This window comes from Sphingobium sp. WTD-1 (assembly GCF_030128825.1).
GTDB lineage: Bacteria > Pseudomonadota > Alphaproteobacteria > Sphingomonadales > Sphingomonadaceae > Sphingobium.
The window spans coordinates 2,590,401-2,605,163 of record NZ_CP119127.1 but is presented as its reverse complement, the minus strand read 5'-3'; the positions used below and the strand labels follow the sequence as shown (position 1 = coordinate 2,605,163).

Below are 14,763 nucleotides of genomic sequence, written 5' to 3'. Positions count from 1 at the left end.
GTGAACGAATATGATGGACCCGGACCATGAATTGTTCGTGAGCATCGTCGATGAAGGCGGGCTGGCGGCCGCCGGACGGCGGCTCCATATATCGCCGGCGATGATGTCCAAGCGGCTGGCCCGGCTGGAAGACCGGCTGGGCGCCCGGCTGATCCACCGCACCACCCGCCGGCTGGCGCTGACCCCGGCGGGCGAGCGGCTCCATGGCGACCTGCGCGCGATCCTCGCCTCCCTCGACGAAGCCGAACGTCGCGTATCGGGCGTGTCGGCGATCGCATCCGGCCCGCTGCGAATCACCGCCCCGACCTCCTTTGGCCGCATGCATCTCGCGCCCTATCTCCAGCCTTTCCTGGACGACCATCCCCGTATCGACCTGCGGCTCGACCTGTCGGACGACTATGTAGACCTGATCGAAAGCCGGGCGGACCTGGCCATCCGCATCGCCGCCGATCCGGGCGCCGGCCTCACCGCCCGACGGCTGGCGCCCAATCGCCGCATCCTGTGCGCCGCGCCCGCCTATCTTGAGCGCTTCGGCACGCCGCGCCGCATCGCCGACCTCAAGCATCACCGCCTGCTCGCCGCCGACGGCCAGCTACCCTGGCGGCTGATCGGCCCCAAGGGGCCGGTCGCGATCGATGGCCACAGCCATATCCGCACCAACAGCAGCGAAGTCGTGCGCGAACTGGCGCTGTCGGGCAGCGGCATCGCGCTGCGTTCGCTGTGGGACATCAGTGACGCGCTGGCGCAGGGCGATGTGCGCCAGATCCTGCCCGATCATGAAGGGTCGAGCGACGTCGCCCTCTATGCCGTGCAACTGCCACAGGCCAATCCGCCGCTGGCCATCACCGCCTTCGTCGACTTTCTTGCTGCGCAATATGCCCTTGCGCCGCCGTGGGAGTCGCGGACGGACCGCACTGGCTTGCCCTAGCGGAACACAGTCTCTAAGGCGCATCGCATGGACGATAACACCCGCCGCGCCGCCCTAGACTATCACCGCCTTCCCCAGCCCGGTAAGCTCGCGATCGAGCCGACCAAGCGCATGGTGAACCAGCGCGATCTGGCGCTGGCCTATTCGCCGGGGGTGGCCGCCCCCTGCGAGGAGATCGCTGCCGATCCCGCCAAGGCGCTGGACTATACCGCACGCGGCAATCTGGTCGCGGTCATCTCCAACGGCACCGCCGTCCTCGGCCTCGGCGCGATCGGCGCGCTGGCCTCGAAGCCGGTGATGGAGGGCAAGGCCGTCCTCTTCAAGAAATTCGCCGACATCGACGTGTTCGACATCGAAGTCGACACCACCGACACGGACAAGTTTGTCGAAGCCGTCGCCCTGCTGGAGCCGACCTTTGGTGGCATCAATCTGGAAGACATCAAGGCGCCCGAATGTTTCGAGATCGAACGGCGCCTGAAAGAACGGATGAACATTCCGGTCTTCCATGACGATCAGCATGGCACCGCCATCGTCGTCGCCGCGGCCGTGCGCAACGCGCTGGTGCTGCAGGGCAAGACACTGGCCGACGCAAAGCTGGTCACCTCGGGTGCCGGCGCCGCTGCGCTCGCCTGCGTCGACCTGCTCGTTTCGATGGGCCTGCCGATCGACAATGTGACGATGACCGACAAGGACGGCGTCATTCATTCGGGCCGCGAAGGTATGCTGCCCAACATGGCGCGCTATGCCCGCGACACCAACGCACGCACCCTGCCCGACGTGCTGCCAGGCGCTAACCTGTTCCTGGGGCTTTCAGCGCCGGGCGTGCTGAAGCCGGAATGGCTGCCGCTGATGGCGCCCAATCCGCTGATCTTCGCGCTCGCCAATCCGGAACCGGAAATCCGCCCGGAAGCCGCGCGCGAAGTGCGCCCGGACGCGATCATCGCCACCGGCCGTTCGGACTATCCGAACCAGGTCAACAACGTCTTGTGCTTCCCCTATATCTTCCGCGGCGCGCTGGATTGCGGCGCGACGCAGATCAACGAGGCGATGAAGGTCGCGGCGGCCGACGCGATCGCCGCCCTGGCCCGCATGCCTGCGCATGACAGCGTGGCGCAGGCCTATGGCGGTCGCAAACTGGTGTTCGGCGCCGATTACATCATCCCGACCCCGTTCGACCCGCGCCTGATCGGCGAGATTGCCGGCGCCGTGGCCAAGGCGGCGATGGACAGTGGCGTCGCAACCAAGACGCTGGACCTGGAAGAATATAAGCGCGCCCTGTCGCACCAGAACACCCGTTCGGGTCAGCTGATGCTGCCGGTCTTCCATGCCGCGCGCGGCAGCCAGTGCCGCATTGTCTATGGCGAGGGCGAGGATGAGCGCGTGCTGCGCGCGATCCAGGACGGTCTGGACGAAGGCATCGTCAAGCCAACCATCGTCGCGCGCCGCCGCCTGCTGGAACAGAAGCTGGCCGACATGGGCCTCAGCTTCCAGCTCGACCGCGATGTCGAGGTGATCGATCCCGAGACGGATCATGACATCATGCGTGAACTGGTCGAGGCCTATCGCGCCATCGCCGCGCGCAAGGGCGTGCCGCCAGACGAAATCCTGCGCCATGTCTATCGCCGCCCGACCGTCACCGCCGCCATGCTGCTGCGCACCGGCCGGGTCGACGCCGCGCTCGTCGGTGGCCGCTCCGAATATTGGGGCCAGGTCGAACATGTGCTGCGCATCATCGATCGCGCACCGAACCACAGCCGCATCTATGCGCTGTCGGGCCTGATCCTGGACGCGGGCGCACTGTTCATCACCGATACCCATATGGTGCCGGACCCGACGCCCGACCAGATCGCGGAAATGACGCTGCTGGCGTCGACCGAGTTGCAGCATTTCGGGCTGAAGCCGCGCGTGGCGCTGCTGTCCCACTCGAATTTCGGTGCCTCGAACAGCCCCAGCGCCCGCAAGATGCGCGCCGCGCTCGACCTGGTGCGCCAGGCCGCACCGGACCTCGCGGTCGATGGCGAGATGCACGCCGACGCCGCGCTCAGCCAGGCGCTGCGCGAACGGCTGATCCCCGACTCCCGGTTCGAGGGGCCGGCCAACCTGCTGGTGATGCCGAACCTCGACGCCGCCAATATCACGCTGACGGCGCTCGGCGCTTCGTCCAGCTCGCCCACGGTCGGGCCGATGCTGATCGGCACTGCCCGGCCGATCCATGTGCTGACGCCCGGCGTCACCGCGCGCGGCATCCTCAACCTGACCGCCATCGCCGCCGCCGAAGTGGCACGCGAAGGCTGACCTTAACCTTTGCCGGTTAGGCTGTTAGCTTGACCGGCAAAGGATGAAGCGAGGAAGATCATGGCAGGCGTCATCGGCACATTGGCTCGCAGCCTTGGCCCGAAACTGCTGATCGGCGCCGTCCTGGGCGGCGGCGCGCTGCTGCTGACCGAAAAGATCGACCGCAACGCCGGCACCGCGACCCAGGCCAAACCGGCCGAGGCCGCCGCCGCGCCCAAGCCGCTGCCGCTGGTGGAACGGCGCAGCGACCAGGGCATGAAGGTCGACCCCCATGCGCTGGCGGTCAAGCGCGTGCTCAAGATCGAGGGGCCTTTCGAGCATGGCGACTATGCCTGGGACGAGGAAGGCGCCCCGGCCAAGGGGCCGATCATCATCACCGTCGACCTGAAAGCCCAGACCCTATCCGTCTTCCGCGACGGCTATGAAATCGGCGCCGCCGTCATCCTCTATGGCGCGACCGACAAGCAGAGCCCCTTGGGCGCCTTCCCGATCATGCAGAAGGACGCCGACCATTATTCCAGCACCTACAACAACGCGCCCATGCCCTATATGCAGCGGCTGACCAGCGACGGCGTCGCCATCCATGGCAGCGACGTCAAATGGGGCTATGCCACCCATGGCTGCATCGGCGTGCCCAAGGAATTTGCGCAGAAGCTGTTCGGCGTCACCAAGGTCGGCGACATGGTCATCATCACCAACGGCAAGATGCTGGATACCAGCAAGGCCGTCGTCAGCGGCTGACCGGCCCTGGAGCATCGTGCGCAAAAGCGGGCGAGCCGGAGTCGCGCGCCTCCGGCTCGGGTTTTGCGCTTAAAACGATGCGACAACAAAAACTTAGAGCGCGCGACCTGCGTCGGATTTAACGCAGCGCGCTCTATTGCGGCGCCTCCTCGATCGCGGGCGCATGACGCACCGTCAGCGCGCTGCCGCCTGACGCCGCGATGATGCAGAATATCGCCACGCCCTGCAGCGCCGTCAACCGCTCGCCCAGCACGACGAAGCCGGCCAGTGCGCCGATCGCCGGCGCCGCGCTCAGCAACAGGCCGAACACCGGCGCGGGCAGGCGCCGCATCGCCTCGATCTCCAGCGAATAGGGCAAGGCGCTCGACAGCAGGGCGATCGCCAGCCCGACCATCAGCACCCAGGGCGAAAAGAGCGACGCGCCGGCATGGGTCAACCCGACCGGCAGCACCAGGATCGCCGCCGCCAGCATGCCCCAGGCGACAGCATCGCCGCGCAACGCGCCCGACACCCGTTTGCCGGTCAGGATATAAAGCGCCCAGCAGGCCGCCGCCCCGACAGCGAAGAGGACACCCAAAGGATCAAGCACGGCGTCGCTGCGCAGCGGCAAGAGCAATAGCAGGCCGATCACCGCCGCCCCCAGCCACAGGAAATCGCGCGGCCGGCGCGACCCGAACAGCACGATCGCCAGCGGCCCCGTCACCTCGATAGCCATGGCGATGCCCAGCGGGATGCGGGCGAAGGCCTGATAGATGAGCAGGTTCATCAGCGCGAGGGTCGCGCCATAGATCAGCAGCGGCCAGCGCACATCGGCCGGGATCGGGCGGCGCCATGGCCGCCGGAACAGCATCAGCAGGATCGCCGCCAGGAAGATGCGCAGCGCCGCAATGCCATAGGCGCCAACGATCGGGAACAGCGTCTTGGCAAAGGCCGCGCCCATATTCATCGACAGCAGCGACGCCAGCACGGCACCCGCCCCCGCCAGCACCGCCCCCTGCCCGTTCATCTCATTCCTGCCCATGCGCGACGAATACCATATACGATAAAATGAAAAAGCGTCATTCGATGCCGCGTTGCACCAGATGCATCGCCAGTTGCAAGAATCTCATACATATGCAGCCTTGACCATCGCTGTCACTCGGCCCATCTGGCGGACTTCCGTCATTTTGCATTGCAGCATGGAGCTTGTCATGGGCAGCCAGTCCCACAAGGCGCACCCCGCGCTCGTCCTTTTCGCACTGTCCGTGGGCGCCTTTGCGATCGGCACGACCGAATTCGCCTCCATGAGCCTGCTGCCCTTCTTCGCGCGCGACCTCCACATCGACCTGCCGACCGCCGGCCATGCGATCAGCGCCTATGCGCTGGGCGTGGTGTTCGGCGCGCCGCTGATCGCTGCCTTTGCCGCGCGCCTGCCGCGCCGCACGCTGCTGATCGCGCTGATGGCGATGTTCGCGATCGGCAACGGCTTGTCGGCGCTGTCGCCGACCTATCACTGGATGCTGCTGTTCCGCTTCCTTTCGGGCCTGCCCCATGGCGCCTATTTCGGCGTCGCGGCGCTGGTCGCGGCCAGCCTGGTGCCGATCGAGAAGCGCACGCTGGCGATCGCCAAGGTGATGTCGGGCCTCACCATCGCCACGGTATTAGGCGTGCCGGTCGCCAACTGGATGGGCCAGATACTGGGCTGGCGCTCGGGCTTCTTCGTAGTCTGCGCGCTCGCCGTGCTGACCATGAGCCTGGTCGCCCTCTACGCCCCCCGCGACGCCGGCGACCCGAAGGCCAGCCCGATGCGCGAACTGAGCGCGCTCGGCAAGTCGCAGGTCTGGCTGACCCTGCTGACCGGCGCGATCGGCTTTGGCGGCCTGTTCGCGGTCTACACCTATGTCGCCTCGACCATGATCGAAGTGACCCATGTGTCCGAAACCCTGGTGCCGCTGATCCTGATCGTCTTTGGCCTGGGCATGACGGTCGGCAATCTCGCCGTCGCCTGGCTCGCCGACCGCGCGCTCAACCGCACCGTCATCGGCATCCTCGTTTGGAGCGCGGTTGCGCTGGCCCTCTTCCCCTTCATGGCCGGCAATATCTGGAGCCTCAGCCTCATCGTCTTCCTCATCGGCATTGGCGGCGGCATGGGCACGCCGTTGCAGGCGCGACTGATGGATGTCGCGGGCGACGCCCAGACGCTGGCCGCCGCGCTGCACCACAGCGCGTTCAACATCGCCAATGCGCTCGGCCCCTGGCTTGGCGGGCTATCGATCGCGGCGGGCTATGGCCTGGTGTCGACCGGCTGGATCGGCTGCGCCTTGTCGCTGGGCGGCCTGGCCATCTATCTGGTCGCCATCGCCACCGCACGGCGTAGCGCCCAGCCCGCACTGGTCCCCTGCGAATAAGCCGCTTCCTTCCATCCGTTCCGCTGGTTAAGGCGGACGGATGACGGATCGGGCACGCGAACAGACTTTGCAGGACGCGGCGATCGCCGCATTGCGCCGCGGCGACGCGGCGGCGGCGCGCGCTACCCTCTATGAAATGGCCGATCCGCCGGCCATGCTGCTGGCCCAGGCATGCAATCGGCTGGGCGATTTGGACGGCGAACAGGCGGCACTCAACCGCGTCCTGCAACAGGATATACGCAACCTGCCCGCGTTGCTCGCCATGGGGCAGAATTTCCAACGGCGCGGCGATCTGCGCGGCGCGACATCCTGGTTCCGCAGCGCCCTGGCACAGGCCGCCGCCCATGGCGCCCCGCCCGCGCTGCAACCGTTGCTGCAACGGGCGCAGGAGGCGATCGCCGGCGCCAGCCGAGATTTCGAGGATCATCTCGACGCGGCGATGGCCGGCCTCCCCCCGCTGCCGCGCATTGCCCAGGCGACCGGCCTGTTGCTGGGCAAGAGCGAACTCTACCTCCAGCAACCCAGCATGTTCTATTTCCCCGGCCTGCCGCAGCGTGCCTTTTACGAGCGCGACGAATTTGCCTGGGTGCCGGCGGTCGAGGCAGCAACCGACGCCATCATCGCCGAGCTGAACGACGTCCGTGCCGGCGCGCCCGATTTCGCGCCCTATGTCCAGACGCCCACCGATCGCCCGGCGCCCAACAACCCGCTGCGCGATGATCCCTCTTGGGGCGCCTATTATTTCTGGCAACAGGGCGAGATCGTGGCGGACCATGCCGCCCGCTGCCCCGCCGTCATGGCCGCGCTCGACCATGCCGATCGCCCGATGATCGCCGGCCGCTCTCCGATGGCGCTCTGGTCGCTGCTCAAGCCCGGCACCCATATCCAGCCCCATCATGGCCTGCTCAATACTCGCCTGATCTGTCACCTGCCGCTGATCGTGGCCGATAATTGCGCGCTGCGGGTCGGCGCAGAGACACGCGCCTGGGCGCCGGGCGAAATGCTGATCTTCGACGACAGCATCGAACATGAGGCTTGGAACCGGGGCAATGACACCCGCGTCGTCCTGCTGTTCGAAGTCTGGCGCCCGGAAATCCATGCGGAGGAGCGGATCGCGCTCACACGCCTGTTCGAGGCGATCGACCGCTTCGGCCCGAAACAGGTGGATGCCGGCTAACCCGCCTCTTTTCAGAACGCCCATCTGCGACTATGGGCGCGGACAAAGACGACAAGAGAGGATGGCACGGGGCGCTCACGCTTTTCGGACATGCCATGACCTCAATCGACCCGACGCCCCCGGCGCCGCCTCCTGCCCTGCCCGTTCCGCCCGCCCATGTCGCGCGGCCGCATAGTCCTGCCGAGGATTTCTATGCGATCGCCATCGGCTGCGCCTTCATCGCCATGGGGCTGATGCTGCTGAAACAGGCAAAGCTGGTGACCGGCGGCATGGCCGGCATCGCGCTGCTGCTGTCCTATCTGATCCATCTGTCGCCCGCGACGCTGTTCCTGCTGATCAACATCCCCTTCTTCCTGTTCGCCGGGCGGGCGATGGGCATGGCCTTTGGCCTCAAGACCCTGTTCGCCAATATCGCGATCATGGGCGTCGGCCTTGCCATGCCCTATGCGATGGAAATCGCCCGGATCAGCCCCTTCTTCGCCGCGCTGTTCGGCGGCTCGATCATCGGCTTCGGCATCCTGGCCATCGCGCGCCATGGCGCGGGCGTGGGCGGTGTCGGCGTGGTCGCGCTGATCCTGCAGAAATCGCGCGGCTGGAATGCCGGCCGCACCCAGATGGCCTGCGACGTGCTGATCCTGCTCGCCTCGCTGCCGATCCTCAATGCCGAGCGTTTTGGCCTGTCCGTCCTGTCGGCCGCCGCGATCAATGCCGTGCTGTTCGTCAACCACCGCCCCGGCCGCTATATCGGCCATTGATGCGCGCCGGCCTCCCCGGCTAGACGGACCCCGGCGCCCACGCCGGTGCGCTCATCATAAAAGGGGTCCAGAATGAAGCGGTTCGCGCTCTGTATAATATTGGCCAGCACGGCCCTGTCGGTTCCGGTCCGTGCCGCGACGCCCGCCAGCGCGACCGCACCGGCCGATGCCCGCGCCATTGCCGCGATCCGCGCGCGCCCGGCGGTCAAGGCCGCCTTCGCCGCGCTGGAGGCCGAACATGATCAGTGGGTCGAGAACATCGTCACCCTGACCCAGATTCCGGCGCCCCCCTTCAAGGAAGAGGCGCGGGCCAAGGCCTATGCCGACATGTTCCGCGCCGCCGGCCTTACCGATGTGGAAATTGACGAGGGCGGCAATGTGCTGGGCCTGCGCCGTGGCAGCGGCAAGCCGGGCGGCAAGCTGATCGTCGTGTCCGCCCATCTTGACACCGTCTTTCCCGAAGGCACGCCGGTCACGGTCCGGCGCGAGGGCAACAAGCTCCACGCACCCGGCGTCGGGGACGATGTCGCCGGCCTCGCCACCCAATTGAGCCTCATCAAGGCGATCGTCGGCGCCAATATCAGCGCGCCGATGGACATATTGTTCGTCGGCGATGTCGGCGAGGAAGGCCTGGGCGACCTGCGCGGCATGAAGCAACTGTTCCACAAGGGCAAATATAAGGACCGCATCGCCAGCTTCTTCTCGATCGACGATGGCTCGGTCGATGGCCTGATCAATGGCGGCGTCGGATCGAAGCGCTATCGTCTGACCTTCACCGGCCCCGGTGGCCACAGCTTCGGCGCCTTCGGCCTGGTCAATCCGATGACGGCGATGAGCCAGGCGATCGTCGACCTCTACAAGATCCCGGTGCCCCAGTCGCCCAAGACGACCTACAGCGCCAGCGTCGTGGGCGGCGGCTCCTCGGTCAACGCCATCCCGCAGGAGGTCTGGCTGCAGGTCGACATGCGATCGGAAAGCGCGGCTGAACTGGCCAAGCTGGAACAGGCGTTCCTGGCCACGGTGGACAAGGCGGTCGAGACCGAAAATGGCGCCCGCTCGATCAAGGAAGGGCCGATCCGCGTCGACAAGAAGGTCGTGGGCGATCGTCCGGCCGGCAGCACCGCCGCCGACACGGCGCTGGTCCGCCAGACCGCCGCCGCCTATGCCGCCGAAGGCGTCACCGCGCGCATGAGCTTCAGTTCGACCGACGCCAATGTGCCGATGAGCCTGGGCATCCCGGCCATCACCATCCCGCGCGCGGCGACCGGCGGCCGAGGTCACTCGCCCGACGAATGGATCGACGTGTCGGCGTCGGAATCGCTCAAGGTCAAGCGGATGGACCTGGTCGCCCTGCTCGCCGCAGCCGGCTATCGCTGATCAACCTGATGGGGCTGGCAGACATGCCAGCCCCGTTCAGTCCGTCCCGTTCAGTCCGCCTCGCACAGCGGTTCACCCTCGCGATCGCGCGCGCGCAATGCCGCGCCCGCATCATTGGCGATGCGCGGGAAGGTCACCCCTTCCAGATTGCCGCGCCCGTCGCACAGCCGGTCACAGGCCATGTCGACCACGCCGGGCAGCGCCACCTGGTCGCCATCATATTGGGCGACGATGATGCACTTCCTGCCCCCGGAAAAGCTCAGGATCAGCTTGTCGCCGGCCCGCCGCGCCGTGCCCGCGCCATGGCAGCTCTGCTCGGTGCCGAAGATCGCCTCCAGCCCGAAACGATAGTCGCCCGACTTGGCGGGAAGGACGCAGAGCGAATCCCGCCCCGCCTCATGCCGGCGCTGGAACAGCCCGACCGGCGCGACCTTCGACGCGTCCGTAATCGCCCCCGTCTCGATCGCCGCGCGCTCCAGCCCCGAAGCCGCAGCCCCGGCGCGATCGGGCGCAGCTGCGCCCGGCGTCGCGGCTTGCTGACACCCGCCCAGAAGACATGCAAGGAAAAGGCTAGTGCGCCGCATCGACGCCCGGTTCATCGACCGCGCTCAGCCCATCGGGTCCGATCCGGCGGAAGAAGCAGGACCGCGCACCGGTGTGGCAGGTCGGTCCCGCCGGCTCGGCCAGCACCCAGACGGCATCCTGGTCACAGTCGATCCGGATGTCGCGCACGACAAGCATATGGCCGGAGCTTTCGCCCTTCTTCCACAGTGATTGGCGGCTGCGCGACCAGAAATGGGCCAGGCCCGTCTCGACCGTCAGCGCCAGCGCCTGCGCATTCATATGCGCCACCATCAGCACTTCCCCCGAGGTGACATGGGTCACCACCGCGGTGATAAGGCCATGGTCATCATATTTGGGGTTAAGGGTCAGCCCCCGGTCGCGTGCGTCATCCATTCGCGCGCTATAATCGCCAATGCGGCCCGTGCGAAGTCCCTTCGACGCTTTGCATTGGGGCACGGCCTGACAGCGCCATGGGGTCGGACTGTCGCATTTTGGCAAATCTGTTGCACGGATGCTACAGAATGGCGACAGTCTTGCTTGCCCCAAGGCCCGCGCGCGCATAGCGTCGCGCGCGATCCGCAACAGTGGACACAAGCAGGGAAACGGATGCTAGGCCAATCAAGGGGGCCAAATATGACATCTTCGCATATCTTCACCAGCATTTCGCGCGGCGCGCTCGCCGTCGCACTCACCGCACTGGCGCCGATCGGCGCCGCCCATGCCCAGACCGAAGCGCCCGCCGCATCGGGCGAAGGCCTGGGTGAAATCGTCGTCACCGCCTCGCGCCGGGCTGAAAATGCCAAGGACGTGCCGGTCGCCGTGACCGCCATCGGCGGCGAAAAGCTCGACGCCCTCAACAGCAGCGGCCTCGACATTCGCTTCCTGGCCGCGCGCACGCCCAGCCTTCAGGTCGAAAGCTCGTTCGGCCGCACCTTCCCGCGCTTCTACATCCGCGGCCTTGGCAACACCGATTTCGATCCCAACGCCGCCCAGCCGGTCTCGGTCGTGCTCGACGATGTCGCGCTCGAAAATCCGATGCTCAAGAGCTTCCCGGTGTTCGACCTTGCCAGCGTTGAAGTGCTGCGCGGCCCGCAGGGCACGCTGTTCGGCCGCAATACCCCGGCGGGCGTCGTCAAGATGACCTCGGCCGCGCCGACCGATCATTTCACCGGCTATGCCAGCGCCTCCTGGGCGACCTACAACACCGTCAATGCCGAAGCCGCGATCGGCGGCCCGATCGCCGACGGCCTCAGCTTCCGCGTGTCGGGCCTGCTCCAGCGTCGCGACGACTGGGTCAAGAACGACAATGAAGGCGGCAACGCCGCCAGCGAGCTGGAAGGCTATCGCGACATGGCCGGCCGCGTGCAGCTGGCCTATGAAGCCGGCGACTTCAAGGCGGTGCTGAGCGGTCATTATCGCGACCTCGACGGCAGCCCGCGCGTGTTCCGCGCCAACATCTTCAAGCAGGGCAGCAACCATTTCGTCGACGGCTTCGACAAGGATCATGTGAACCTGGACGGCTATACCAGCCAGTCGATGAAGCAGGGCGGCGGCAATCTGCGCATGCAGCTCCATGTTGATGGCCTGGGCACCTTCTTCTCGACCACCGGCTATGAGAAGGCCAGCGTCGAAAGCACCGGCGACATCGATGGCGGCGGCTGCTACCCCTATACCGGCTGCACCGCCGGCCAGCTTGGCGGCGGCTCGTTCGACTCCAACACCGGCGGCGTGACCAAGCCGGAGGAATTCAGCCAGGAATTCCGCTTCGCGACGGACGACATGAACGGCATCCGCCTGCAGGCGGGCACCTATTTCTTCCATCAGCGCCTGAAATATAACGAATATGCCTATGATCTCGCGGGCAACCGGGTGAGTGCGATCCTGCACAACAACACCAACGAGAATATCGGCCTGTTCGCCTCGGGCGAAGCCAAGGTGACGTCAGCCCTGACGTTGCGTGCCGGCGTGCGTTATTCGCACGACGACAAGCGCGACACGATCACGCTCGATCCGGCGCTCGCCGCCAGCAGCATCTCGTCGCAGTTGATCGCCGTCGACCTGCCGCTCAGCAACACGGCGCAGGGTAGCAACCTGTCCTGGGATGTCAGCGCCACCTACGCGCTCAGCCCCGACGTCAACCTCTATGGCCGCGTCGCCACCGGCTATCAGGGTCCGGCGATCCAGGACCGCGTGACCTTCTTCAGCACCCCCTCGGTCGCCAAGAAGCAGACCACCATCTCCTATGAAGGCGGCATCAAGGGCGCGATCGCCAATATGGTCCGCTTCGACCTGTCGGCCTATTATTGGAACACCGACGATCTGCAGCTGACGGCTGTCGGCGGCGTCGGCAACTCGGCCCGCCTGATCAACGTGAACAAGGCGGTCGGCTATGGTCTGGAAGGCAATCTGGAGGCGCAGCCGCTCGATCACCTGAACCTGACCATGGGCGGCAGCTACAACTTCACCGAAATCCGCGACAAGAACGCCTTCGTGGCAGTCTGCGGCTCGGGCATGTGTACGCCCACCGGCAACACCTTCGTCGATGGCGGCACCACCTACAGCTATCTGGACGGCAATGACCTGCCCCAGGCGCCGCGCTACATCGCCAATGCGACCCTGCGCTATGGCATCCCGGTCGGCGACGCGGGCGAAGTCTTCGCCTATACCGATTGGGCCTATCGTAGCAAAATCAACTACTTCCTCTACTCGGCGGCCGAATTCCGCGGCCGTTCGTCGCTGGAGGGTGGCCTCAAGGTCGGTTACAAGTCGAACCATGGTTATGAGATCGCGGCCTTCGCCCGCAACATCACCAACCAGATCCGCGCCGTCAGCGCGATCGACTTCAACAACCTGACCGGCATGATCAACGAACCGCGCATCATCGGCGGCATGATCAAGGCGAGCTTCTAGAGCCTGATCGCTTGAGGTGGGAGCGGTTCGCGCTTCCACCGATAGCGTGAATCAGGCTCTAAACCGAAGTCTAAACGCCCCATAGGCGTTAGTCGGCAGAGGAAGGGCGTCCCGCAAGGGGCGCCCTTTCTTGTTGCGCCCAGGGCAGCGGAAAGCCGCCGCCACGCGCCAGGAAAATCACCGAAGCCAGAAACGCGAAAACCCCATCCTGCCAAGGCAGGACGGGGTTTCATTTCGCGCATTCCCGAAGGAAATGGGGCGATCGACGGGATCCGAACCCGCGACCTCCGGTACCACAAACCGGCGCTCTAACCAACTGAGCTACGATCGCCACAGGGGCTGTTGCCCCGCGAGAAGGGCCACATATGCGGCCGCCCCTCCCCCGTCAAGCAGCTTATGTCAAAGGATGAAAATTATCGTCCAGCATCGTTGCCGGACGCCGCCAGACGGGCGCGCAGCACGGCCAGTTCGTCCGCCCCGACGCGCGGCCGCCCTTCCGCCGGCTTGCCCTTGCGCAGCTTCTTGCGATCCTTTTCCGAGGGATCGACGGCACGAACCCGGACCGCCGCATGGCCCTGACCGCGAATCCCCAGTTCCTCCGCCGCGCCGCGCGACAGGTCAATGATCCGGCCGCGCGAAAAGGGACCACGGTCGTTGATCCGAACCAGGATCGTGCGCCCGGTATCCAGCGCCGTCACCTCGACATAGGCGGGCAAGGGCAGGCTGGTATGGGCTGCCGTGATCCAGCCCGGCCGGAAGCGCTCGCCATTGGCGGTGCGATTGCCCGATTCCGAGCCATACCAGCTGGCATAGCCGACCAGATCATAGCCCGGCTGGTCGGCCGGCACATAGGTGGTGCCCCGCACCGTATAGGGCTTGCCGATCCGCACCGGCATATCGCTCACCGGACGGAAATTGCCCCCGCCACAGGCCGACAAAGCGCCCAGCAGCGCCAAACTCCAGATACCCCGTCCGCTCGCTCTCATGCCCCTTCCTAACCCCGCCAACCGATCAGGTCGAGGGCAGCGGACCGATCATCGCCGCGATCCGGCGCACAAGGCCATGAAAAAAGGGGCAGAGGCTCCCGGCCCCTACCCCTTCCTTTCGACATGCATGCGCCGGGCGGGCTTCCCCTGCCGCAGCGCCACTCTCCCTCATTCTATCCCGACCGCGACGCCGGCAAAATAATCGAATGATAACGCGCCCGAGCGGGCGCGCCTGCATCCTTAGTTGACCGAATCCTTCAGGCCCTTGCCGGCCTTGAACTTAGGCTGCGACGACGCCTTGATCGTCATCGTCTCGCCGGTGCGCGGGTTGCGGCCGGTCGAAGCCTTGCGCTGCGACACGGAGAAAGTGCCAAAACCAACCAGGCGCACTTCGTCGCCCTTCTTCAGCGCGCCGGTGATGGCGTCGAACACGCCCTCGACCGCCTTGCTGGCGTCGCTCTTGCTGAGACCGCTGCTTTCAGCGACGGCGCTGATAAGATCCTGCTTGTTCATGCCTTAGGAACCCCCTTTTTAGCTGTTTGATCGTCAAGGAATCGCGGCGTAGGCGGGGCAATAAGGCCCAGCTTTCAAGCGGTGTCAAAGGGAAAGCGATAAATGCGGTGGCTCCGGCGCGTTTTTGCCT

The 14,763-nt window shown here is 66.0% G+C and carries 13 protein-coding genes and 1 tRNA gene; 8 read left to right on the top strand and 6 right to left on the bottom strand.

Annotated elements, in window-relative coordinates:
* Positions 1–10 precede the first annotated feature (10 nt).
* Genes N6H05_RS12970 through N6H05_RS12960 form a run of 3 tightly spaced genes read left to right on the top strand, consistent with a single transcriptional unit; the run spans position 11 to position 3,964 of the window.
* A complete protein-coding gene (locus tag N6H05_RS12970) occupies positions 11–928 on the top strand; it encodes a LysR family transcriptional regulator (RefSeq protein ID WP_284109897.1) in 918 nt (305 codons plus the stop codon).
* Between the two features lie 27 nt (positions 929–955).
* Positions 956–3,223 (top strand): NADP-dependent malic enzyme, encoded by a 2,268-nt coding sequence (locus N6H05_RS12965; RefSeq protein ID WP_284109896.1) that lies wholly within the window; start codon positions 956–958, stop codon positions 3,221–3,223.
* 60 nt (positions 3,224–3,283) lie between these two features.
* On the top strand, positions 3,284–3,964 hold the full coding sequence (locus N6H05_RS12960; RefSeq protein WP_284109895.1) for a L,D-transpeptidase family protein: 681 nt from the start codon (positions 3,284–3,286) through the stop codon (positions 3,962–3,964).
* Between the two features lie 133 nt (positions 3,965–4,097).
* Here the strand turns inward: N6H05_RS12960 and N6H05_RS12955 are convergent, their stop codons facing one another.
* Positions 4,098–4,970 (bottom strand): EamA family transporter, encoded by an 873-nt coding sequence (locus N6H05_RS12955; protein WP_284109894.1) that lies wholly within the window; start codon positions 4,968–4,970, stop codon positions 4,098–4,100.
* A 184-nt stretch (positions 4,971–5,154) separates the two neighbouring features.
* Between N6H05_RS12955 and N6H05_RS12950 the strand changes: the two genes are divergently transcribed.
* The 4 genes from N6H05_RS12950 to N6H05_RS12935 all read left to right on the top strand — a co-directional run bounded on the left by N6H05_RS12950 (position 5,155) and on the right by N6H05_RS12935 (position 9,660).
* Positions 5,155–6,351, top strand: coding sequence for an MFS transporter (locus N6H05_RS12950; protein ID WP_284109893.1), 1,197 nt, complete (start codon positions 5,155–5,157; stop codon positions 6,349–6,351).
* A 40-nt stretch (positions 6,352–6,391) separates the two neighbouring features.
* A complete protein-coding gene (locus tag N6H05_RS12945; RefSeq protein WP_284109892.1) occupies positions 6,392–7,528 on the top strand; it encodes an aspartyl/asparaginyl beta-hydroxylase domain-containing protein in 1,137 nt (378 codons plus the stop codon).
* Between the two features lie 95 nt (positions 7,529–7,623).
* The gene (locus N6H05_RS12940; RefSeq protein WP_279729653.1) at positions 7,624–8,283 is read left to right on the top strand and encodes a YitT family protein; all 660 of its coding nucleotides are present in this window, start codon (positions 7,624–7,626) and stop codon (positions 8,281–8,283) included.
* Positions 8,284–8,355: 72 nt separating this feature from the next.
* Positions 8,356–9,660, top strand: coding sequence for a M20/M25/M40 family metallo-hydrolase (locus tag N6H05_RS12935; RefSeq protein ID WP_284109891.1), 1,305 nt, complete (start codon positions 8,356–8,358; stop codon positions 9,658–9,660).
* A 50-nt stretch (positions 9,661–9,710) separates the two neighbouring features.
* Here the strand turns inward: N6H05_RS12935 and N6H05_RS12930 are convergent, their stop codons facing one another.
* Positions 9,711–10,244, bottom strand: coding sequence for a hypothetical protein (locus N6H05_RS12930; protein WP_284109890.1), 534 nt, complete (start codon positions 10,242–10,244; stop codon positions 9,711–9,713).
* Complete coding sequence (hisI, locus tag N6H05_RS12925) at positions 10,231–10,617, bottom strand: phosphoribosyl-AMP cyclohydrolase (protein ID WP_284109889.1); 387 nt, start codon at positions 10,615–10,617, stop codon at positions 10,231–10,233. Before hisI ends, N6H05_RS12930 begins: the two co-directional genes overlap by 14 nt.
* Before the next feature lie 240 nt (positions 10,618–10,857).
* On the opposite strand from hisI, the gene N6H05_RS12920 reads away from it, so the two are divergent.
* Positions 10,858–13,134 carry a TonB-dependent receptor gene (locus tag N6H05_RS12920; protein ID WP_284109888.1) on the top strand — a complete coding sequence of 759 codons (2,277 nt, stop codon included), beginning with the start codon at positions 10,858–10,860 and terminating at the stop codon, positions 13,132–13,134.
* Between the two features lie 254 nt (positions 13,135–13,388).
* Here the strand turns inward: N6H05_RS12920 and N6H05_RS12915 are convergent.
* The 3 genes from N6H05_RS12915 to N6H05_RS12905 all read right to left on the bottom strand — a co-directional run bounded on the left by N6H05_RS12915 (position 13,389) and on the right by N6H05_RS12905 (position 14,633).
* A tRNA-His gene (locus N6H05_RS12915) sits at positions 13,389–13,465 on the bottom strand.
* Between the two features lie 82 nt (positions 13,466–13,547).
* Positions 13,548–14,120 (bottom strand): septal ring lytic transglycosylase RlpA family protein, encoded by a 573-nt coding sequence (locus tag N6H05_RS12910; RefSeq protein WP_284109887.1) that lies wholly within the window; start codon positions 14,118–14,120, stop codon positions 13,548–13,550.
* A 240-nt stretch (positions 14,121–14,360) separates the two neighbouring features.
* The gene (locus N6H05_RS12905) at positions 14,361–14,633 is read right to left on the bottom strand and encodes an HU family DNA-binding protein (protein WP_004207699.1); all 273 of its coding nucleotides are present in this window, start codon (positions 14,631–14,633) and stop codon (positions 14,361–14,363) included.
* Positions 14,634–14,763: the final 130 nt, after the last annotated feature.

What these genes read in the sequence shown, in the direction of transcription:
- N6H05_RS12910 (WP_284109887.1), bottom strand. Translation starts at nt 14,120, where the DNA reads ATGAGAGCGAGCGGACGGGGTATCTGGAGTTTGGCGCTGCTGGGCGCT.
- hisI (WP_284109889.1), bottom strand. Translation starts at nt 10,617, where the DNA reads ATGGATGACGCACGCGACCGGGGGCTGACCCTTAACCCCAAATATGAT.
- N6H05_RS12960 (WP_284109895.1), top strand. Translation starts at nt 3,284, where the DNA reads ATGGCAGGCGTCATCGGCACATTGGCTCGCAGCCTTGGCCCGAAACTG.
- N6H05_RS12955 (WP_284109894.1), bottom strand. Translation starts at nt 4,970, where the DNA reads ATGAACGGGCAGGGGGCGGTGCTGGCGGGGGCGGGTGCCGTGCTGGCG.
- N6H05_RS12940 (WP_279729653.1), top strand. Translation starts at nt 7,624, where the DNA reads ATGACCTCAATCGACCCGACGCCCCCGGCGCCGCCTCCTGCCCTGCCC.
- N6H05_RS12920 (WP_284109888.1), top strand. Translation starts at nt 10,858, where the DNA reads ATGACATCTTCGCATATCTTCACCAGCATTTCGCGCGGCGCGCTCGCC.
- N6H05_RS12965 (WP_284109896.1), top strand. Translation starts at nt 956, where the DNA reads ATGGACGATAACACCCGCCGCGCCGCCCTAGACTATCACCGCCTTCCC.
- N6H05_RS12945 (WP_284109892.1), top strand. Translation starts at nt 6,392, where the DNA reads ATGACGGATCGGGCACGCGAACAGACTTTGCAGGACGCGGCGATCGCC.
- N6H05_RS12950 (WP_284109893.1), top strand. Translation starts at nt 5,155, where the DNA reads ATGGGCAGCCAGTCCCACAAGGCGCACCCCGCGCTCGTCCTTTTCGCA.
- N6H05_RS12935 (WP_284109891.1), top strand. Translation starts at nt 8,356, where the DNA reads ATGAAGCGGTTCGCGCTCTGTATAATATTGGCCAGCACGGCCCTGTCG.
- N6H05_RS12930 (WP_284109890.1), bottom strand. Translation starts at nt 10,244, where the DNA reads ATGCGGCGCACTAGCCTTTTCCTTGCATGTCTTCTGGGCGGGTGTCAG.
- N6H05_RS12905 (WP_004207699.1), bottom strand. Translation starts at nt 14,633, where the DNA reads ATGAACAAGCAGGATCTTATCAGCGCCGTCGCTGAAAGCAGCGGTCTC.
- N6H05_RS12970 (WP_284109897.1), top strand. Translation starts at nt 11, where the DNA reads ATGATGGACCCGGACCATGAATTGTTCGTGAGCATCGTCGATGAAGGC.